At 68.6% G+C, this 20436-nt stretch carries 14 protein-coding genes; 9 read left to right on the top strand and 5 right to left on the bottom strand.

Annotation, left to right across the window (positions count from 1 at the left end):
* Positions 1 to 27: 27 nt before the first annotated feature.
* The 4 genes from G4G00_RS07105 to G4G00_RS07120 are packed head-to-tail and all read left to right on the top strand — an operon-like array spanning position 28 to position 3855.
* On the top strand, positions 28 to 717 hold the full coding sequence (locus G4G00_RS07105; protein ID WP_108751623.1) for a response regulator transcription factor: 690 nt from the start codon (positions 28 to 30) through the stop codon (positions 715 to 717).
* Complete coding sequence (locus G4G00_RS07110; RefSeq protein WP_164272226.1) at positions 710 to 2095, top strand: sensor histidine kinase; 1386 nt, start codon at positions 710 to 712, stop codon at positions 2093 to 2095. Before G4G00_RS07105 ends, G4G00_RS07110 begins: the two co-directional genes overlap by 8 nt.
* On the top strand, positions 2092 to 3147 hold the full coding sequence (locus G4G00_RS07115) for an ABC transporter substrate-binding protein (protein ID WP_164272125.1): 1056 nt from the start codon (positions 2092 to 2094) through the stop codon (positions 3145 to 3147). The genes G4G00_RS07110 and G4G00_RS07115 overlap by 4 nt, the downstream gene beginning before the upstream one ends.
* A 60-nt stretch (positions 3148 to 3207) precedes the next feature.
* Positions 3208 to 3855, top strand: coding sequence for a response regulator transcription factor (locus tag G4G00_RS07120; protein ID WP_108754101.1), 648 nt, complete (start codon positions 3208 to 3210; stop codon positions 3853 to 3855).
* A gap of 161 nt (positions 3856 to 4016) precedes the next feature.
* Here G4G00_RS07120 and G4G00_RS07125 read toward each other — a convergent pair whose 3' ends face one another.
* The 3 genes from G4G00_RS07125 to G4G00_RS07135 form a co-directional block, all read right to left on the bottom strand.
* Complete coding sequence (locus G4G00_RS07125) at positions 4017 to 4853, bottom strand: ankyrin repeat domain-containing protein (protein ID WP_164272128.1); 837 nt, start codon at positions 4851 to 4853, stop codon at positions 4017 to 4019.
* 64 nt (positions 4854 to 4917) lie between these two features.
* Positions 4918 to 7566, bottom strand: a complete 2649-nt coding sequence (locus tag G4G00_RS07130) for a PAS-domain containing protein (RefSeq protein ID WP_164272131.1) — start codon at positions 7564 to 7566, stop codon at positions 4918 to 4920.
* A gap of 80 nt (positions 7567 to 7646) precedes the next feature.
* On the bottom strand, positions 7647 to 8813 hold the full coding sequence (locus G4G00_RS07135) for a porin (protein WP_108754098.1): 1167 nt from the start codon (positions 8811 to 8813) through the stop codon (positions 7647 to 7649).
* A 321-nt stretch (positions 8814 to 9134) separates the two neighbouring features.
* Here G4G00_RS07135 and G4G00_RS07140 point away from each other — a divergent pair, with 321 nt between their 5' ends.
* Positions 9135 to 10490 (top strand): dicarboxylate/amino acid:cation symporter, encoded by a 1356-nt coding sequence (locus tag G4G00_RS07140; protein ID WP_108754097.1) that lies wholly within the window; start codon positions 9135 to 9137, stop codon positions 10488 to 10490.
* Positions 10491 to 10718: 228 nt separating this feature from the next.
* Entirely contained in the window at positions 10719 to 13010 is a 2292-nt protein-coding gene (locus tag G4G00_RS07145; RefSeq protein WP_108754096.1) for an NADP-dependent malic enzyme, read from the top strand.
* A 158-nt stretch (positions 13011 to 13168) separates the two neighbouring features.
* Here G4G00_RS07145 and G4G00_RS07150 read toward each other — a convergent pair whose 3' ends face one another.
* Together G4G00_RS07150 and G4G00_RS07155 are read right to left on the bottom strand one after the other, a co-directional pair.
* A complete protein-coding gene (locus G4G00_RS07150) occupies positions 13169 to 13906 on the bottom strand; it encodes a basic secretory protein-like protein (RefSeq protein ID WP_164272134.1) in 738 nt (245 codons plus the stop codon).
* A 4-nt stretch (positions 13907 to 13910) separates the two neighbouring features.
* The gene (locus G4G00_RS07155) at positions 13911 to 17255 is read right to left on the bottom strand and encodes a GH92 family glycosyl hydrolase (RefSeq protein WP_164272137.1); all 3345 of its coding nucleotides are present in this window, start codon (positions 17253 to 17255) and stop codon (positions 13911 to 13913) included.
* Between the two features lie 394 nt (positions 17256 to 17649).
* Here G4G00_RS07155 and G4G00_RS07160 point away from each other — a divergent pair, with 394 nt between their 5' ends.
* Genes G4G00_RS07160 through G4G00_RS07170 form a run of 3 tightly spaced genes read left to right on the top strand, consistent with a single transcriptional unit; the run spans position 17650 to position 20290 of the window.
* Positions 17650 to 17847 (top strand): zinc-finger domain-containing protein, encoded by a 198-nt coding sequence (locus G4G00_RS07160; protein WP_108750589.1) that lies wholly within the window; start codon positions 17650 to 17652, stop codon positions 17845 to 17847.
* Between the two features lie 15 nt (positions 17848 to 17862).
* Positions 17863 to 18978 (top strand): glycosyltransferase, encoded by a 1116-nt coding sequence (locus G4G00_RS07165; RefSeq protein ID WP_164272140.1) that lies wholly within the window; start codon positions 17863 to 17865, stop codon positions 18976 to 18978.
* Positions 18959 to 20290, top strand: coding sequence for an O-antigen ligase family protein (locus G4G00_RS07170; RefSeq protein WP_164272143.1), 1332 nt, complete (start codon positions 18959 to 18961; stop codon positions 20288 to 20290). Before G4G00_RS07165 ends, G4G00_RS07170 begins: the two co-directional genes overlap by 20 nt.
* Positions 20291 to 20436 lie beyond the last annotated feature (146 nt).

Here is a 20436-nt window from a genome sequence, read left to right on the forward strand (position 1 = left end):
CCCCCCCGCGTCCCTCTGTTCCCGCCGATGCGCCTGCTGCTGGTCGAAGACAACCCGGACCTGGCCGATGCCATCATCCGCCGCATGCGTCGCAGTGGGCATGCCGTGGACTGGCAGGCCGACGGCCTGGCCGCCGCCAGCGTGCTGCGCTACCAGAGCTTCGATCTGGTGGTGCTGGATATCGGCCTGCCCAAGCTGGATGGCCTGCGTGTGCTGGCCGGCATGCGCGAACGCGGCGACAGCACCCCGGTGCTGATGCTGACCGCGCGCGATGGCATCGAAGACCGCGTACAGGCGCTCGACGTGGGCGCCGACGACTACCTGGGCAAACCCTTCGATTTCCGCGAATTCGAAGCGCGTTGCCGCGTGCTGCTGCGCCGCGCGCGCGGCCAGGCCAGCGAAGTGGTGCAGGTGGGCGGCTTCCAGTTCGACAACGCCGCTCATCGCGTCACCCTGGACGGGGAACCGATCGAACTGCCCAATCGCGAATACCGCCTGCTGGAAATCCTGGTGGGCCGCATGGGCCAGGTGGTGGGCAAGGACGAGATCGGCAACGGCCTGTTCGGCTTCGACGACGAGGCCGGCCCGAACGCCATCGAGCTCTACGTGGGGCGCCTGCGCAGGAAGCTGGCCGACGCACCGGTGCGCATCACCACCGTGCGCGGCGTGGGCTATCTGCTGGAACCCACCGACGGCGGCAATGACGGCGATGGCTGAGCGGCGCGCCACGGCGCCGGGTTCCCTGCGGCGCACCCTGCTGCTGTACCTGGGCGGATTGCTGGCGGTGTTCGCGGTGGCGCTGTTGTTCGCCGCACGTGATTACGGCCAGCGCGCCGCCAACCGTTCCTACGATCACCTGCTGGTGTCCTCGGCGCTGTCGATTGCCGATTCGGTGGCGCTGGTCGATGGCCAATGGCAGGTGGACCTGCCCTATGCCGCGCTGGACCTGCTGTCGATGGCCGCCGAAGACCGCGTGTTCTACCGGCTGACCGACAGCCGCGGCAACCTGATCACCGGCTACGGTGACCTGCCCGCGCCGCCGCGCCGCCCGGGCCTGCAGCCGCAGTTGTTCGACGCCGCCTACAGCGGCGAGACCGTGCGCTTCGTGGTGGTCAGCCGCAGTTTCGCGGCGGCGTCTGCGCAGGGCGATGTGCAGGTGCAGGTGGGCCAGACCCGGCGTGCGCGCGAAGCGCTGGCGCAGGACATGGTCAACCGCGCCCTGCTGGCCATCGGCGTGTTGTCCGGCCTGCTGCTGGCCCTGGTGGCCTTCGGCGTGCACCGTGCGTTCCGGCCGCTGGTGCGTGTGGAACGCGAGCTGTCGCGGCGCGAGCCGTCCGACCTGAAGCCGCTGGATGCGCGCGTACCGCGCGAAATGGACCAGATGGTCGCTGCCCTGAACCGCTTCATGGAGCGCCTGTCCAGCAGCAACGAAACGCTGCGCGCGTTCATGGCCGAGGCCGCGCACCAGATGCGCACCCCGCTGGCGGCGCTGCGCGCGCAGGCACAATTGGCGCTGGACGACGACGATCCGCAGGACATGCGCCGCAGCCTGCTTGCGATCGAACGCAATGCCACCCACATGAGCCGCCTGCTGAACCAGCTGCTGAGCGACGCCAGCGTGATCCATCGCTCGCACCTGCAGCGCTTTGCGGCCGTGGACCTGGCCGAGACCGTGCACCAGGCCCTGCACGAAGCGCTTCCGCAAGCCGGGCCGGCGCCACGCGTGCAGTTGGCCATGACCGCCGAACCGGTGCAGGTACAGGGCGATGCACTGCTGCTGCGCGAGGCCATCAAGAACCTGGTCGACAACGCGTTGAAGTACGGTGGTGACGGCGCGCTGCAGATCGCGCTGACCGTGGAAGGCGGGCAGGCCGTGCTGACCATTGCCGACCATGGTCCCGGCATCGCCGCAGCCGATGCCGGACGCGTGTTCGAACGCTTTGCGCGTGGCGAGGGCGCGGCGGCCGGCGGCGCCGGCCTGGGCCTGGCCATCGTCAAGCGCGTGGTGGACAGCCACAACGGCCACATCGACCTCAGCAACCGCCCCCAGGGCGGCCTGGTGGCCACCATCCGCCTGCCCCGGAGTACCGCATGATCCGCCTGTTCGCCGCCGCGCTGGCGCTGTTGTTGGCTACCCCCGTACTGGCTGCGCCCGGCGATGTACGGCGCTTTCCCGCGCAGGGCGCGGCGACCGCGCAGCTGCGCATCCACGGCACCACCGATATCGAAGTGTTTGCCGAGGTCATCGCCGATTACCAGCGTCTGCACCCCGGTACCACGGTGGTCTACGAAGACATCATCACCCAGGACCTGTACGCGCGTTACCTGCACGACCGCAGCGGCCCGGATTCGCCGGACCTGCTGATTTCCAGCGGCATGGACCTGCAGACCAAGCTGGTGAACGATGGCCACGCGGTGCCGCACCGCTCGGCGCAGACCGGTGCACTGCCGGCCTGGGCGCAATGGCGCAGCGAGGCCTTCGGTATCAGCTACGAACCGGTGGTGATGGTCTACAACACGCGTGCATTGCCGGCGGCCAAGGCGCCGCGCACGCGCCGGCAACTGCTGGACCTGCTGCGTGCCGAGGGCCTGCCGCTGCGTGGCAAGGTCGGTACCTACGATATCGAACGCAGCAGCGTGGGCTACCTGCTGGCCACCCAGGATGCGCAGCGTGGCAGCATCGCCGGCGCGCTGCTGGGCGCGCTCGGCGACAACGCGGTGGTGCGTGAAGAACGCACCGGCGTGCTGCTGGACCAGGTGGCCAGTGGCCAGTTGTCGCTGGTCTACAACGTGCTGGGCTCGTATGCGCAGGCGCGCATCGATGCCGGCGCGCCGCTGGCCATCGTGGAACCCGAGGACTACACCCTGGTGGTGCTGCGCACGGCAGTGATTCCGCGCACCGGCGCGCACCCGGAAGAGGCCGGGCGCTTCCTCGATTACCTGCTGTCGCCGCGTGGCCAGCAGGTGCTGTCACGCGAGGCGCGGCTGATGCCGATCGTGACCGGCAACACGCGCAGCGACGATGCGCCCGGCCGCAGTCGCCGCCCGATCCAGCTTGGCCCGGGGCTGCTGGTCTACCTGGATGCGCTGAAGCGCCGCCAGTTCCTGGATGCCTGGCGCAGCAGCGTGGAACCGGCCGGGCGCTGAGCCCTTGGGCGCGCCGGGACATGCCCGGCGGATGCGCGGCAGTGCCCGTACAATGGCCCCATGAGCGAATACACCATCCTGATCGCCGATGACCATCCGCTGCTGCGTTCGGCGGTGGTGCAGTCGTTGCGGCAGAGCCTGCCGCTGGCCCAGGTGCGCGAAGTGGCCAGTGCCGATGCACTGGCACAGGCGCTCGACGCCCAACCGGATGTGGACCTGGTGCTGCTGGACCTGACCATGCCCGGCGCGCATGGCTTTTCCGCGCTGTTGCACGTACGTGGCTCACACCCGGACATCCCGGTGGTCATCCTGTCTTCCAACGACCACCCGCGGGTGATCCGCCGCGCCCAGCAGTTCGGCGCCGCCGGTTTCATTCCCAAGTCCGCCCCGGCCGAAACCATCGGCGAAGCGGTGCAGGCGGTACTGGACGGCAGCCTGTGGTTCCCGGCGATGGCGCCGGAGCGCAGCGAATCCGACGCCCTGCTGGCCGCACGCCTGGCCCAGCTCACCCCGCAGCAGTTCCGCGTGCTGCTGTGCCTGGCCGATGGCCTGCTGAACAAGCAGATTGCCTACGAACTGGGCCTGGCCGAAAACACTGTGAAAGTGCATGTGACCGCCATCCTGAAGAAGCTCGAATGCCACAGCCGCACCCAGGCTGCCGTGCTGGTGAAGGCGCTGGAGCCGGAAGGCGACGCGGGCGGGATCTGACCCTTTCCGCTTTGCGGGTCCGGTGGGCCTGCCTTCGGCCGCAAGGATGATTGATCAGCCGCTTTTGTAGAGTCGAGCTTGCTCGACTGGGGTGGCAACGGCAGTCGAGCAAGCTCGACTCTACGAGGCGAAGCAGTCGAGCAAGCTCGACTCTACGCCCGTCAGGCGCTGAGCGACCGCAGGTCGATGCTGGGCCGCATGCGTTCGGTGCCGTCCCATTCGGCAGGCAGGCCGACGCTGGCGAAGGCATCGACGATGGCCTGGCCGATGCGCTCCATGGCCGCGCTGTCGGGCGGGCCCCAGAAGCCAATGGATAGATCACTGGTGCGCTTGGCGCGCTTCATGTCATCGCCGGAATAGAAGCAGAAACCCTTCAGGCCTGCTTCTGTTCCACCGCGGCGCCAGAACAGTTCGTTGGTGTCGTCGGCAGCGTCGTCGCGGGTATCGCCGCATCCGCGGGTGGTGACGATGCCTGCCGATTCCAGGATGGCAAACGCTGCCTCGATCTTCGCCTGCGCCAGCTTCCATGCCGCAGCGGACATCTTCCGGTCCGGCTTGCGCACGACCACCGGGGGGACAACGTGGCCGGTCAGGGCGGACAGCAGGGATTTCACCTGCGGCGACCAGGCGTTTTCCACGATGTGGTTGCCATGCGCGTCGCGGACATCCGGCTGTGCGCCGGCGTCCAGCAGCAGTTGCACTGCCTCGGGCCCGTCTGGCGAGAATTCTGCCGCCAGGAACAGCGCCGTGCGTCCACCCGCGCCCACGTGCTCCAGCGGACTGCCGGCATCGACCAGCAGACGCAGCGTGGCGAGCGTGTGTTCCATCGGCGCGCGGTCCTGGCTGGACGCGGCCCGTTCCAGCGCGGTGAAGCCAAACGCATCCACCGCGTGTACATCCGCGCCTGCGGCGAGAAAGGCCGCGGTGGCCTGCGTGTCGGCGGCCCATGCGGCGGCAAACAGATCAGCGGGGCGCTCGGCCTTGGGGGATTTCGGCACGATCCATCCTTCAAACGTTGCAATGACCGCCGATTGTAGGCAAAGCAGTCGAGCAAGCTCGACTCTACCCCCGATGGCGCAGCAACAGTTGGGTCATCAACGCGCGCAGGGCGGGGGGCCGCACCGGCTTGGGCAGGAAGCCCCAGCCTTGTTCGGCCGCATGTGCCTTCAGGGCTTCATCGCGCTCGGCGGTCACCAGGATCGCCGGTGGCCGCGCCTGCCACAGTCTGCATAGCGCTTCGTACAGATCCGGGCCGTGCCACTGGCCCATGCGCACGTCCAGCAACAGCAGCTGCGGCACGTTCAGCGCGCTGGCGATTTCCAGGGCGCCCTGCGGGCCGTCGGCCAGCTCCACGTTGCAGCCCCAGCGCTCCAGCAGGGCGCGGGTGGCGGCGCAGACGCGCGGGTCGTCGTCGATGCTCCACACCCGGCACTGCCGTAGCGGGCTGTCGTCGGTCAGCTCGGCGGCCACCACCGGCGCGGGGGCCGGCACCGCCACGTCTTCGGCCTGCCCCAGCGGTACGCTGACCGCGAACACGCTGCCCTTGCCCAGGGTGGAACGCAGGCTGATGCGGTGGCCGAGCAGGCGGCCGATGCGCTCGACGATCGCCAGGCCCAGGCCGGCGCCGCGTTCCTGTTCCACGCCATCGTTCAAGCGGCGGAATTCCTCGAAGATCTCACCCTGCAGGCTTTCCGGAATGCCCGGGCCCTGGTCGTGCACTTCGATGCGCAGATGCTCGCCCACGCGCCGGCAGCCGATCAGCACGCGCCCGCGCGGGGTGTAGCGCAGCGCGTTGGACAGGAAGTTCTGCAGGATGCGGCGCAGCAGCGCTTCATCGCTCACCACGATGGCGCGCGTATCCACCCAGTGCAGGTGCAGGCCACGGCTCTGCGCGACCATGCCGAATTCACGGGCCAGGGTTTCCAGCAGCGGCGACAGCGCGAACGCGCGTACCCGCGTCTGCAGCGCACGCGATTCCAGTCGCGAAATATCCAGCAGGCTGTTGAGGATGGCGTCCTGCGCGGCCAGGGCCGCATCCACGTGTTCGCTCAGTTCGCGTGCATCACCGCTCAAGCGGCCGCGCAGCACCGACACGAACATGCGCGCGGCATTCAACGGCTGCAGCAGGTCATGCACGGCCGAGGCCACGAAGCGGGTCTTGTAGCGGTTGGCCTGCTCGGCCTCGCGGCGCGCTTCGTCCAGATCGTGGGTGCGTTCGGCCACGCGGTGTTCCAGCGCGTCGGCCAGCGAGCGCAGCTCGCGCGCGGCGTTCTTGTAGCTGGTGATGTCCGCGTAGCTGGTGACGAAGCCGCCGTCGGGCAGGGGATTGCCGCGGATCTCAAGCACGGTGCCGTCGTCTTTCTCGCTTTCGCGCATGTGCGGGCGGCCGCTGCGCAGGTGGTTCAGGCGGCGCTCGATGGCCTCGTCGATCGGCCCCGGGCCGAGCAGGCCGCGGCGCGCATTGAAGCGGAACAGTTCTTCGATTGGCCGGCCCACCCGCACCAGCCCCGCCGGGAAGCGGAACAGTTCGACGTAGCGCGAATTCCAGGCCACCAGGCGCTGTTCGCGGTCGATCACCACCACGCCCTGCGGCAGGTGTTCCAGGCTGCGACTGAGCCCGCTGTCGGCATCGGTGGCTGCCTGCAGCAGGCCATCCTGGGCGGTGCGCAGTTCCTGCGCGTGCTGCTTCAGCAGTGTTTCCAGTTCGCGGCGGCTGCGCTGGCGGTGCTTGGACAAGCGCCGGCGCTGCTGCACGAACAGCACCAGGAAGCCCAGCGCCAGCCAGGCGGCGGCACCGGCAATGGCTGCACCGCGGCCGGCACTGCCCGCAGCACTTGCATCGTGCAGCAGGTGCAGGCTCCAGTCTTCGTCCTCCAGCGCCAGGCTCTGCCACAGCATCGGCGTGGCCAGCGCCGGGTCCAGCAGGCGCACCATGCGCCCGCCATCGGCCAGTACGTCTTCGGTACGCACCCGCAGCGGCTGCAGCGAACGGTCGGCGTACTGGCGCGCGGCCAGCATTTCGCGGCGCTCGCTCGCGCCCAGCGGGCGCAGCAGGCGGTAGCGCCAGGCATCGCGGTTGGCCAGGAACACCACATCGTGGTTGTCGCTGGCCAGCACCACGTCGGGGCTGCTCAGCCATTCCTGTTCCAGCGCCGACAGCTCGATCTTGATCACGATCACGCCGATGCGCTGGCCGTGTGCATCCACGATCGCTTCGGACATGAAATAGCCCGGCACGTTGGTGGTCATGCCGATGCCGTAGAAGCGGCCGCGGCCGTGGGCCATCGCCTGCTGGTAGTACGGGCGGTAGCTGTAGTCCTCGCCCACGTTGCTGGCCGGTTCGCTCCAGTTGCTGGCGGCCACGGCCACGCCGTCGCGGCCGACCAGGGTGAGCGTGGAAGTACGGGTGACCTGGTTGGCGCGCTGCAGCTTCAGGTTCAGGCGCTGCCGCTCGGTTGCCGACAGCGGCGCCTGCAGGGCCTGCAGCAGGTCCGGGTCCAGGGCCATCACCTGCGGCAATGTGCCGAAGCGGTCGATGCGCTGTTGCAGGCCCTGCCCATACAACTGCAGCTGGCGCTGCACCTGGGCGCTTTCGGTGGCCAGCGCGCGGCGCCAGGCGTAGTGGCCGGCCGCGACCGCGCACAGCACCGTACCGCCGATCATCACCAGCAGGGTCAGCAACAGCAGGCGGTGGCGGCTGAGCCAGTACATGGCGGCAGTCTACGCAGGGGCGGCGGGCGTGGGGAGCACGCCCGCCGCAGGCACTGTGGAAGGAAGTGCCGGGGAACGGATCAGAAGTGCATCTGCGCGCGCAGTTCGAAGATTTCCGGGGTGCTGTGCACGCCGCGACGGCTGGCGTCGACCTTCACGTAGTTGGCCTGGAACTTGAAGTGGCTGGTCAGGTACCAGTTCGCACCAATGGTCAGGTCGTGCTGGCGGCCGCCCAGGATGCTGCCATCGTCCAGGTCCAGGCGGCTGTAGCGGGCCAGCAGTTCCACCGCGCCGTAATCGTGGGCGGGCTTGATGTTGGCCACCGCGCCGGCGTTGTACGGGCGCGATTCGCCGGTCAGCACCCAGCTGGCCATCGCGTACTGGCCATTGCCGGTGTAGTCGGGCAGGCCCTTGCGGGTCACCGTGGCCTGCAGGGCTTCGGCCTGCAGCGAGAACGGGCCACGGATCCAGATACCTTCCAGGCCGGTGCGGCGGATCTGGTCGGCAGTGACCAGCGCACCCGAATCGACCAGGCGGATATCGGTCAGGCCGGCTTCCGGGCGGGCACGCAGGCGCGCGCTGGCTTCGTGGTGCACGTCGCGGCCATCGTGGTAGCCGCGCGGGTTTTCCTGCGAATAGGCCAGGCCCAGGTGGACCACGTCGCCCGGTGCCTTCACCGGGGTCCACACGGCACGCACGGCCTGGGTGGTGCCCGGGTTGTCACCCTGCAGATCCTTGCCGCCGTACGCGCCGGCCTGCAGCAGGTACTGCGGGCGCTCCAGCACCCATTCCACACCGGTGCGGCGGCCGGCGTAGAACGCCTGCACCGGCAACGCGGTTTCCAGGAAGCTGCCGGCGCGCGAGGAGGTGTTGGCATCCAGGCCGACCGGGGTCTTCATGTAGCCGAAGCGGAAACGACCCACGTCGCGGCCGAAGAACGCCTTGCTTTCAAAGCGCACGAACACGTCCAGCCAGGTGTCGGCCTGGAAGTCGTAGTAGACCATCGCGTCGTACACGCCCTTCTTCTTCAGGGTCGCGCCGAACTCCTTGCGGCGCACCGCATCGTCATCCTCGATGCCGCTGGCCGAGGAAAAATCGTTGTAGTCGTAGGCGATGTTGGCCGTGGCGGCCAGTTCGGTGCCGTCGCCGAAGGTGTACTTGGTCGGCCAGTTGTCGAAATCGGCGGCGGAGGCGAAGGCGGGCAGTGCGGCCAGCGACAGGGCCAGCAAGGTGGGAATCGGGCGCATGGGTGGTGCGGCTCTCTCAGATTGCGTGTGGACAGGACAACAACGGCCGCGATGGCCGGAACTTGCGCGGGAACGTGCCCGACCGTTCAGCTCGGGCCACCGGCGTCCCCGGGGGCGTCGGTACGGTGCCAGTGTAGGCACCGCAGCCACCTGAACCGGGGGGCTAGTACCAATAGGTTATCTGCGCCGGCGTGCCCGGCGCGTACAAAGGCGTCCATTGGTCGCGCCGGCGCTCGCAGCCGGGCCGCGCCCAGATCCACGGAGACGGTCCCGCCACGGCGGGAACCGTATGCGCCAGAACCGCCCCTTCCGGAGTCCGCCATGCACATCCCGACCACCGCACCGGTGCCCAGCAAGCCGTTGCCGCTCTACCGCCAGCTGTACTTCCAGGTGATCGTGGCGATCGTCCTGGGCGCCGTCCTGGGCCATTACGAGCCGCTGATCGGCGAGAAAATGAAGCCGCTGGGCGATGCCTTCATCAACCTGGTGAAGATGATCATCGCGCCGGTCATCTTCCTGACCATCGTCACCGGCATCGCCGGCATGACCCACCTGCGCACGGTGGGCCGCGTATTCGCCAAGGCGATGGCGTATTTCCTGTTCTTCTCCACCCTGGCCCTGATCGTGGGCATGATCGTGGCGCACGTGGTGCAGCCCGGCGCGGGCATGAACATCAACCCGGCCGAGCTGGACCAGACCGCGGTGCACAGCTATGTGGAGAAGTCGCATGACCTGACCCTGGTCGGCTTCCTGATGGACATCATTCCGAAGACGCTGATCAGCGCCTTCGTCGATGGCAACATCCTGCAGGTGCTGTTCGTGGCCGTGCTGTTCGGCATCGCGCTGGCCTCGGTGGGCGAAAAGGGCAAGCCGATCGTGAATTTCCTGGAAGCGCTGGTCGCCCCGGTGTTCAAGCTGGTGCACATCCTGATGAAGGCCGCCCCGATCGGTGCCTTCGGTGCCATCGCCTTCACCATCGGCAAGTACGGCGTCGGCTCGCTGGTCAACCTGGCCTGGCTGGTGGGTTCGTTCTATCTCACCGCCTTCCTGTTCGTGGCCGTCATCCTGGGCGTGGTCTGCCGCCTCTGCGGGTTCTCGGTGTTCAAGCTGGCCCGTTACCTGAAGGCCGAGCTGCTGCTGGTGCTGGGCACGTCCTCGTCCGAATCGGCGCTGCCGTCGCTGATGGAAAAGATGGAACGCGCCGGCTGCAGCAAGTCGGTGGTCGGCCTGGTGGTGCCCACCGGCTATTCGTTCAACCTGGACGGCACCAACATCTACATGACCCTGGCGGCGCTGTTCATCGCCCAGGCCACCAACACCGAACTGACCCTGGGCCACCAGATCGCCCTGCTGCTGGTCGCCATGCTCAGCTCCAAGGGCGCGGCCGGCGTCACCGGTGCCGGCTTCATCACCCTGGCCGCCACCCTGGCCGTGGTGCCGGAAGTGCCGGTGGCCGGCATGGCACTGATCCTGGGCGTGGACCGCTTCATGAGCGAATGCCGCTCGCTGACCAACTTCATCGGCAATGCGGTGGCCACCGTGGTGGTGTCGCGCTGGGAAGGCGCGCTGGACCGTGACCGCCTGAAGCTGGCGCTGGACGGCCGCGAAAGCGAGCTGCCGCCGCCGGTCGATGCGGTGGCCCCGGTGCTGACCGAGGCCCTGCCGGCCAAGGGCTGACGCCAGGTGTGTGGTACTGCGGGGCCGGTCACGACAGTGGCACGGCCCCGCAGCGTTTCAGGGCGTCGCTTGGCTGTCATCAAGGGCGCCCACGCTGGACCCGGATCGTTGCATACGGCACGGAATTGTGCGGTCGCAGCATGGCTGCGACAGGATAGCGACAGGTCCAGCCACTCCAACGGGGGTATCATCCCCTGTCCCTCTTGCCCATTCATGTAACCCACATCGATGTCCAACGAAGATTTCAAACAGGCCGCCCTCGATTACCACCGCATGTCGCCGCCGGGCAAGATCCGCGTCGCTGCGACCAAGCCGATGCTGACCCAGCGTGATCTGTCGTTGGCCTATTCCCCGGGCGTGGCCTATGCCTGCGAAGCCATCAAGGCCGATCCGCAGCAGGCCAGCGAACTCACCGCCCGCGGCAACCTGGTCGCGGTCATTTCCAACGGCACCGCCGTGCTGGGTCTGGGCAACATCGGCCCACTGGCCGGCAAGCCGGTGATGGAAGGCAAGGGCGTGCTGTTCCAGAAGTTCGCCGGCATCGATGTGTTCGACATCGAAGTGGACGAAACCGATCCGGACAAGCTGGTCGACATCATCGCCTCGCTGGAACCGACCTTCGGCGGCATCAACCTGGAAGACATCAAGGCCCCGGAATGCTTCGTGGTCGAGCGCAAGCTGCGCGAGCGCATGAAGATTCCGGTGTTCCATGACGACCAGCACGGCACCGCGATCATCGTCGGCGCCGCCGTGCTGAACGCCATGGCCATCACCGGCAAGAAGATCGAGGAAGTGAAGCTGGCGACCACGGGCATGGGCGCGGCCGGCATTTCCTGCGTGAACATGCTGGTGCAGCTGGGCCTGAAGCCGGAAAACATCCTGGCCTTCGACCGCGAGGGCGTGATCCACACCGGCCGTACCGATCTGGACCCGGAAAAGCAGCGCTATGCGCGCGACACCGACAAGCGCACCCTGGCCGAGATCGTCAACGGCGCCGATATCTTCCTGGGCCTGTCGGCCCCGGGCATCCTGACCGCCGAGATGGTCAAGACCATGGCGCCGGACCCGGTCATCTTCGCGCTGGCCAACCCGACCCCGGAAATCATGCCGGAAGAGGCGCGTGCCGCCCGCCCGGACGCGATCATCGGCACCGGCCGTTCGGATTACCCGAACCAGGTCAACAACGTGCTGTGCTTCCCGTACCTGTTCCGCGGCGCGCTGGACGTGGGCGCCACCGCGATCAACGAGGAAATGAAGATCGCCTGCGTGCGCGCCATCGCCGCGCTGGCCCGCCGTGCGGCCACCGACATGGGGTCGGCCTACGGCGGCGATGCACCGAGCTTCGGCCGTGAATACCTGATCCCGCGTCCGTTCGACCGCCGCCTGCTGGTGGAACTGTCCGCCGCCGTGGCCCAGGCCGCGATGGATTCGGGCGTGGCCGCGCGCCCGATCGCCGACATGGATGCCTACCGGCAGAAGCTGTCGCAGTTCGTCTACCGCACCAGCCTGATGATGAAGCCGGTCTACGACCGCGCCCGCGCCGACAAGCAGCGCGTGGTGTACGCCGAAGGCGAAGAGGAAGTGGTGCTGCAGGCGGTGCAGAACGTGGTCGACGAAGGTCTGGCGCACCCGATCCTGATCGGCCGCCCGGACGTGATCGAAGCGCGCATCGAACGCCTGGGCCTGCGCCTGAAGGTGGGCGAGAACATCGAGATCACCAACATCAACGATGATCCGCGCTTCAACGAATACTGGCAGTACTACCACGGCCTGACCGGCCGCCGCGGCGTGACCGTGGCCGCGGCAAAGAACCTGATGCGTTCGCGCCCGACCCTGATCGCCGCGGTGATGGTTGCCCGTGGTGAAGCCGATGCCATGCTGACCGGCATCGTCGGCCGCTTCCACAAGAAGCTGGGTTACGTGCGCAGCGTGCTGCCGCTGGAATCGAAGGTCACCTCGACCTCGGCCATGACCGGCGTGATCAACCAGCAGGGCGTGTTCTTCTTCGTGGACACCCACGTGCAGGAAGACCCGACCGCCGAGCAGATCACCGAAGCCACGCTGCAGGCGGCCTACCGCATGAAGCTGTTCGGCATCGAGCCGAAGGTGGCGCTGCTGTCGCACTCCAACTTCGGCAGCCACGATTCCAAGGACGCACTGAAGATGCGCCAGGTCCGCGAGATGCTGCTCAAGCGCAACCCGCGCCTGAACGTGGACGGCGAAATGCAGGGCGACACCGCGTGGGATGAAGCGCTGCGCCAGAAGCTGCTGCCGGGCTCCACCCTGCAGGGCCGCGCCAACCTGTTCGTGCTGCCGAACCTGGAAGCGGCCAACATCGCCTACAACCTGGTGCGCGTGTTCACCGATGGCGTGGCGATCGGCCCGATCCTGATGGGCGTGAACAAGCCGGTGCACATCCTGACCACCAGCGCGACCTCGCGCCGGATCCTGAACATGACCGCCATCGCCGCGGTGGATGCACAGATCCGTAAGCAGCTGGAAGCGGAAAAGAAGGCGTAAGCCTTCTTTCCAGCGACAGCGGCAGAAACGCGCCCTACGGGGCGCGTTTTTGTTTGCGCAAAGCGCAGACCCGGACCGGGTAGCGCCGGGCCATGCCCGGCGAGCGCGCAGCGCGGTAGATCAGGGATTCCGCCAGGCATGGCCTGGCGCTACCGCCCTCAGCGTCGGCCGCGGCGCGCCGGGGCCGGTGGCGGGGCGTCGCTGCGTGGCTTGGCGTACTGCGCCCACAACACCGGCAGGGTCTTGCCGGTTTCCTTCTGCCACAGCGTGGGCACGTAGCGTCCGTCGCGCAGCGCCTTGTCCAGCGCCAGCACCAGCCCCGGGTGCTCGCCCTCGGCCCACTTCAGGAACGCACCGGTCACCCGGTAGCCGCTTTCCACGGTCTGGCCCTTTTCCACCTTCACCGGCAACGCCCAGCCGGCGGCGGTGTTGTTCATGCCGTAGCGGTCGCGCGCGTAATCGGCAATGCCTTCCACCAGCCAGCCCGGCACGCGCTTGTCGCCGTAGCTGGGGTAGCCCTGCACGATGTGCATCGCCTCGTGGGTCACCAGGTCGATGTCATCGGGGTGCTTCAGCAGCCAGCCCGGATTGATGGTGATCGTGCTGGCCTTGTCCTTGTCACCCACGTAGGCCACGCCGTTGTAGGCCGGATCGATCACGATGCGCACTTCGTTCGGCGCCGTCGGGCGGAAGTCCGCCCGCTCGCGCAGGTAAGCGAAGTAGAACGTGTCGATGATGCGCTTGCGCACCGGTGCCGCCAGGGCACCACTGGCATCCTGGTAGTACAGGGTCACGCCATCACGGCTGACCTGGCCATCGAAGGCCTGGGTCTGCGCCTGGCCAACACCGGGGAAGGCCAGAGCAAGAAAGAGCAGGGGAATCAGACGAAGGCGCATGGCGTCATTGTACGGTGGCCGGTGCCAGCAGTTCGATCTCGGCCAGCTGCAGGCGGCCCGGACCGATCACGCGCAGACGGTATTCGCTGTAGCGTGCCGGCGTGGCAATGCGGAACGGACGGGTCTGCCGCGGCGAGGTGAAGTCTTCGCCGTCGCGCTGGTCCAGCGAGCGCCAGCTTCCGTTGCCGTTGCGCGCTTCCAGTACCCACTGGCCGCCACGGATCGCGCCATCGCCACTGGTCAGCGTGTACAGGGTCGGCACGCCATCGGCGCCGCCGCTCAGGCTGATGGTCGCACCCGCACCAAGCGCCACTGCGGTGTCCGCATCGTCGTCGGTCAGGGCGGGCAGGGCACGGCCATCGGCCAGTGCCGCGCGCGCGCTGCTGCCCAACAGGTCGTGCAGCAGCTGCGGGCGCTTGCCGACCGCGGTCAGCGAAGGCGGTACATCGTCGGCACCGCTGCCCCAGCGCGACGGCTGCGGGCCCATGGTGAAGTCCAGGGTGGCGCCCTGGGCGATCAGCGCGTGCGGCACCCAGGTCTTCGTCCACGGCTTGCCGTTGATCTTCAGCGACTGCACGTACACGTTTTCCGGCGAATTGTTCTCGGCATTGACGGTCAGCACCGCGCCGCCCTGCAGTTCCACCCGTGCATGGGCAAACGCCGGCGAACCGATCACATACTCCGGCGCCCCCATGCGCAGCGGGTACAGGCCCAGCGAGGCGAACAGGTACCAGGCCGAGGTCTCGCCGTTGTCCTCGTCACCGGGGTAGCCCTGGCCGATCTCGCTGCCCACGTACAGCCGCGACAGGATCTCGCGCACGTGCTGCTGGGTCTTCCACGGCTGCCCGGCGTACAGGTACATCCACGGAATGTGGTGCGCCGGCTGGTTACTGTGCGCATACATGCCCATGCGCACGTCACGCGCTTCGGTCATCTCGTGGATGATGCCGCCGTAGGAACCGGCGAATTCCTTCGCGGCGGTTTCCGGGGTAGCAAAGAAGGTGTCCAGCTTGGCCGCCAGTTTTTCGCGGCCGCCGTACAGCGCGGCCAGGCCTTCGCCGTCGTGGGCAGCGGTGAAGGCGAAGGTCCAGCCATTGGATTCGGTGTAGTCGTGGCCCCACACGCGCGGGTCGTAGTCCTTGGCATCCACGCGCCAGCTGCCATCGGCCTGGCGGCCCTGGAAGAAGCCCACCGCCGGGTCGAACACCGTGGCGTAACCGGCTGCACGGTAGCGGAAGTACTCGGCCTCGGTGCGGTAGCGCTCGCGCGCGGCCGGCGTGGTTGCCTTCGTCGCCAGTGCCTGCGCCATGTTGGCAAGGCCGAAGTCGTTCAACGCGCCTTCCATCGTCCACGACATGCCTTCGTGCACATCGGCGCTGGCGTAGCCGCGGAAGGTGGAACGGTCCATGCCCTTGCGGCCGACGTGGCGGTCCGGCGGTACCACGGTCGCGTTCTTCAACGCGGCCGCATACGCTTCGGCCGGATCGAAACCGCCGATACCCTTCAGCCAGGCATCGGCGAAGGCCACGTCGGAACTGGTGCCGACCATCAGGTCCGCATAGCCCGGCGACGACCAGCGCGCGATCCAGCCGCCGGCGCGGTACTGCTCGATGAAGCCCTGCACCAGCTGCCCCGCATCCTGTGGGGTGAACAGCGCATAGGCCGGCCAGGTGGTGCGGAAGGTGTCCCAGAAGCCGTTGTTCACATACACCTTGCCGTCGCGTACCGGCGCGAAGCTGCGGCTGGCGCTGCCATCGGTGTTGTTGTCTTCCGCACTGGCCTGGCTGGCATAGCGCCAGTCGGGTGCGGCGGCGGTGCCGGCATTCTCGTGGCCCGAATTGGGGTACAGGTACAGGCGGTACAGGTTCGAATACAGCGTGGTCTTGGCGTCGTCGCTGGCCTGGCCGATATCGAAGCGCGACAGGCGCGCATCCCAGGCGTCCTGCGCGCGCCCGGCCACGCTGGCCAGGGTGTCGGCGTCGGCGATTTCCAGCGCCAGGTTGTGCCGTGCCTGTTCCAGCGAGATCAGCGAGGTGGCAATGCGCATCGTCACCGTGCGGCCCTGCGCGGTATCGAACTTGATGTAGCCGGTGGGGCGGCCGGTATCGATGCGGCCGCTGCTGCGCCAGGGCCGGTCGAAGCGGGCCACCACGTACATGCGGGTGGCGCCGTTGGACAGGCCGCTGCGCGTGTCGGTGTAGCCGCTCAGGGTCTGCGTGGCCGCATCCAGGGTCAGCCCGCCGCGCGCATCCACGTTGTCGAACAGCAGATTGGCATCGCTGCCCTGCGGGAATTCAAACTGGAACAGGGCGGCATGGTCGGTGGGCGCGATCGACGCTGCGATGCCGTTGTCGAAGCGCACGTCGTAGCGGTACGGGCGCGCCGATTCCTGGCTGCGGTCGAAGGACAGGGCGCGCTTGCTGCGGTCGGCCTCGGGCACGCCGCGGCTGGCCGAGGGCATCACCTGGAAGGTCTGGCGGTCGCCCATCCACGGGCTGGGCTGGTGGCTGAGCGCCAGCGCCTGCAGCTGCGGCCGGTTCTTCGCATCGTTCTGCTCGCTCCAGCGGTACAGCCAGTTCAGTGCGCCGGCGTCGGTCACCGGGGTCCAGAAGTTGAAGCCGTGCGGCACCGCCGTGGCCGGGAAATTGTTGCCGCGCGAGAAGGTGCCGTTGGCCTGCGTGCCGCGGGTGGTCAGCACCCAGTCCGATACGCGCTGCGGCACGGTGCGCGGCTGCGCATCCAGGCGCACATCGTCGATCCAGCCCGACACCGGCGCGCCATCGGCGCTGGCCACGGCCAGTTCAATGGCCACGACCCGGCGCCCCAGCAGGCCCGGGACATCGCCCAGGCGCACCGCCTTGCGCGCCCACTGCTGCGGGTACAGCGTCTTCGAATCGCCCTGCGCGCGCGCGCCCAGCGCGATCCCGTGCTGGTCGCGCGCGGCGCTGGCCGACACCCGGCTGCCATCGTCCAGGCGCAGGTCCAGCGACACATAGGTCGAGGCCACGGTATCGCTGCCGACGATCTCCGGCAGCACCAGCCACGACAGCGTGGTGTCGGCGGCAATGGTCAGATCGGTGGTGAACAGTTCGCGTGATGCAGGGCCGCCATCACCGCGGTAGTGCAGGGCATGCAGGCCGGTGTAGCCGGCATTGCGCTTGGCGGCATACGGGGCGGCCGGACCATTGCCGATCTGCACCTGCAGCGCGCCCGCGGCCTTCAGCGGTGCCGGCTCGCCCGGCTCGAACGAGGTCTGCAGGCCCTGCGCCAGTGCCGGCGTCGCAGAGGTCGCGCAGGCCAGGGCCAGGGCGAGGGGAAGCAGGGCGCGGCGCGGATCGGTCAGGGTCATGCAGGGTCTCCCGGGTAAGGCAGGCGGCTGGCAGGACCCGCATCGGCGAACACCCAGGACAGCACCGCCCGTGCCGCCCAGGGGCAGCGCGGAAGCGATGCAGGTCCGGTGGGGGGCGGGCCGTGCGATCGGGTCGGGTTGTGAGGGTCCCGATGCTGCAACAGGCGGCCGCACCCTGACAAGTGCCATTTAGTTCGATCCAAATGCGGCAAATCCTCGCCAGTGCAGGGCGGTGCCCGGAACTGCTTGGATCGATTGAAGAAATCCGCCCAGGTAGGTGTCTGTGCGTCGGGACGGAAGGTGTGCAGACGCCAACCCGCCTGTTGCGGCGCAATGCTGGCCCGGCCCAGATGCTAGAATCCCAGCCCTCGCAATCCGTTCATCGACACCCGCCATGAGCCATACCGCCACTGCGCCCGCCAACGCCGAAAAGCGCTACACCGTGCACCGCGCCGACCTGCCGCTGAGCTGCCCGACCCCGGAAATGGCGCTGTGGAACTCGCACCCGCGCGTGTACCTGCCGATCGAAGACGAGCCCAACGGTGAAGCGCAGTGCCCGTACTGCGGCTCCACCTTCGTGCTGGCCGACTGATCGGGCGGCCGTTCGATGCGCCGATTGACCGTGGTGCAGTTGCTGCCGGCGCTGCACTCCGGCGGCGTCGAGCGTTCCACCCTTGAAATCGCCACCGCTCTGGTGGCGGCCGGCCACCGTGCCCTGGTGGTGTCCGCCGGCGGTCGCCTGGTGCAGCCGCTGCTGGACAGCGGTGCCGAGCACCTCACGCTGGATATCGGCCGCAAATCGCTGCTGACCCTGCGCCACATGCCGACCCTGCGCCGCCTGTTTGCCGAAGTGGGCGCGGACATCGTGCATGCTCGCTCGCGCCTGCCGGCCTGGCTGGGCCTGTATGCGATCCGTGCATTGCCGCCCGCGCAGCGCCCGCGCTGGGTCACCACCGTGCATGGCCTGAATTCGCCCAGCCGCTACAGTGCGGTGATGACCAGCGGCGAACGCGTGATCTGTGTGTCCAACACCGTGCGCGAGTATGTGCACACCCATTACCCGACCGTTCCCGACGCGCGCCTGCAGGTGATTCCGCGCGGCGTGGACGTGGGCCAGTTCCCGCGCGTGGCACGTGCCGATCGTCGCCCACGCCTGGCCCTGGCGGCCGATTACCCGTGGCTGGCGCAGGTGGACGGCCCGCTGCTGCTGCTGCCGGGGCGCGGTACGCGGCTGAAGGGCCATGCGCATGCGCTGCAGTTGCTGGCCGACCTGCGTGCAGCCGGCGTACCGGCGCAGCTGTGGATGCTGGGCACCGATGAGCCCGGCCGCGAAACCTATGTCGCCGGCCTGCGCGCGCAGGCGGCCGCACTGGGCATTGCCGAGGCCGTGCACATCAGCGTGCCTACCGCGCGCATCGCCCAGGCCTACGCCGCCAGCGACCTGGTGCTGCAGTTGTCGGACAAGCCCGAAGCCTTCGGCCGCACCGTGGTCGAGGCCCTGTCGGTCGGCCGCCCGGTACTGGGCTGGAACCACGGCGGCGTGGGCGAACTGCTGCAGCAGCTGCAGCCGTCGGGCGCCGTGCCGCTGAACGATGCGCAGGCCCTGCGTGAACGCGCGCTGGACCTGCTGGCTCAGCCGCCGTCGTTGCCGGGGCGGATCCCGTTTACCCTGCAGGCCATGCAGCGTGACACCCTTCGCCTCTATGCCGACCTTGCCGGCTGACCCCACGCCGACCCTGCGCGATGATCGCGCCGGGCGCTGGGCGCCCTGGTGGGTGCTGGCCTACGTGGCACTGTGGCCGCTGCCGGGCATCGCCGAAACCGTGCTCGGCCTGGGCGCGCTGTACGCCGCCGCGCGGATGGTGCTGCGCCGGCTGCAGCATCGCCCGCATCTGCTCAGCCCTGCCGCGTGGGCACTGACGTCCATCCTGTTCCTGGGCTACTGGCTGCCGCAGGCGTTCTCAGCGCTGGACGCCATCGATCCGTCGGCGGCCTGGACCAAGACCGCCGCCGGCCTGCGCTATCTGCCCTTCATGTGGCTGGTGGCCATTGCGGTGGCCACCCCGCAGCGGCGTCGGCTGACGCTGGGTGGGCTGGCGCTCATCACCGGGCTGTGGACCGTGGACGCGCTGGTGCAGGCGCTGGCCGGCAGCAGTCCGTGGTTCTGGTCGCTGGACCAGTTGAAGCATGTGGTCAGCGGGCACGGCCTGTGCCCGGCCGATGAGGTGGTGCTGGCCGACCGTCTCAGCGGTGCGCTGGGGCCGTGCAACCTGAAGTTCGGCCAGGTGCTGGCCAGCCTGTCACCGTTCCTGCTGCTGCCACTGGCCCGCCGTTTCGGCCATGCCGGCTGGCTGCTGGGCGCGGCCGCGCTGGGCATCGTGCTGCTGCTGGCGGGCTCGCGCGCGTCCTGGGTCACCTTTGGCCTGGTGCTGGTGTACAGCGGCCTGCGCCAGTTCGGCTGGAAGCGCCTGCTGCTGTTGTCGCTGGCCGGCCTGCTGGGCGCGGCCGCGTTGACCGCCAGCGTGCCGCAGCTGCGCGAGCGCGTGGCGCGCACCGCCATGGCCTGGGACGGCGCCGACGACGGGGTGGACCAGGCGCTGTCTGGCCGCGCGCGTATCTGGTCGGCGGCGGCGTGCATGATCGAAGAACACCCGATCAACGGCGTGGGCGCGCGGGGTTTCCGCGATGCCTACCCCGCGTGCGTGCGCGAGCAGGCGCCCGCCGTATGGGGCGCCGAGCCGGCCCTGCACGCCCATCAGATCGTGCTGGAAATCCTCGCCGAAACCGGCGTGCTGGGCCTGTTGCTGTGGCTGGCGGCCGTGGCTCAGGCGTGGCGCGCCTGGCGCTTCGCCCCGGCCGCGGCGCGTGAGCGCGCACGCCCGGCCATGCTGGCGCTGGCCGTCACCGTGTTTCCCTTGAACACCCACCTGGCGTTCTATTCCACCTTCTGGGGCGGGGTTACCGTGCTGCTGGCGGCGCTGTTCGTCGGCACCCTGCTGGCGCGTGAGCCCGACGATCCGCCCAACGCGATGTAATCGCCCACCCACCCCCAACGCAGACGGTAGATCCACGCCATGCGTGGATGGCGCTTTCCCGACCCAACCCCGGGCAACTCCCCAATACCCCTGCTGACCTCGGCAGCGCAGGCTGTGGTCATCGCCAGCCCCAGACTCCGCTACGG

The sequence above is a fragment of the Stenotrophomonas sp. B1-1 genome (assembly GCF_010894375.1).
Taxonomy (GTDB): Bacteria; Pseudomonadota; Gammaproteobacteria; order Xanthomonadales; family Xanthomonadaceae; genus Stenotrophomonas.

Excerpts from the sequence above, each read along its gene's own strand:
- G4G00_RS07130 (WP_164272131.1), bottom strand. The coding sequence starts at position 7,566 with ATGTACTGGCTCAGCCGCCACCGCCTGCTGTTGCTGACCCTGCTGGTG.
- G4G00_RS07160 (WP_108750589.1), top strand. The coding sequence starts at position 17,650 with ATGAGCCATACCGCCACTGCGCCCGCCAACGCCGAAAAGCGCTACACC.
- G4G00_RS07120 (WP_108754101.1), top strand. The coding sequence starts at position 3,208 with ATGAGCGAATACACCATCCTGATCGCCGATGACCATCCGCTGCTGCGT.
- G4G00_RS07115 (WP_164272125.1), top strand. The coding sequence starts at position 2,092 with ATGATCCGCCTGTTCGCCGCCGCGCTGGCGCTGTTGTTGGCTACCCCC.
- G4G00_RS07155 (WP_164272137.1), bottom strand. The coding sequence starts at position 17,255 with ATGACCCTGACCGATCCGCGCCGCGCCCTGCTTCCCCTCGCCCTGGCC.
- G4G00_RS07135 (WP_108754098.1), bottom strand. The coding sequence starts at position 8,813 with ATGCGCCCGATTCCCACCTTGCTGGCCCTGTCGCTGGCCGCACTGCCC.
- G4G00_RS07150 (WP_164272134.1), bottom strand. The coding sequence starts at position 13,906 with ATGCGCCTTCGTCTGATTCCCCTGCTCTTTCTTGCTCTGGCCTTCCCC.
- G4G00_RS07105 (WP_108751623.1), top strand. The coding sequence starts at position 28 with ATGCGCCTGCTGCTGGTCGAAGACAACCCGGACCTGGCCGATGCCATC.
- G4G00_RS07165 (WP_164272140.1), top strand. The coding sequence starts at position 17,863 with ATGCGCCGATTGACCGTGGTGCAGTTGCTGCCGGCGCTGCACTCCGGC.
- G4G00_RS07170 (WP_164272143.1), top strand. The coding sequence starts at position 18,959 with ATGCCGACCTTGCCGGCTGACCCCACGCCGACCCTGCGCGATGATCGC.
- G4G00_RS07145 (WP_108754096.1), top strand. The coding sequence starts at position 10,719 with ATGTCCAACGAAGATTTCAAACAGGCCGCCCTCGATTACCACCGCATG.
- G4G00_RS07140 (WP_108754097.1), top strand. The coding sequence starts at position 9,135 with ATGCACATCCCGACCACCGCACCGGTGCCCAGCAAGCCGTTGCCGCTC.
- G4G00_RS07110 (WP_164272226.1), top strand. The coding sequence starts at position 710 with ATGGCTGAGCGGCGCGCCACGGCGCCGGGTTCCCTGCGGCGCACCCTG.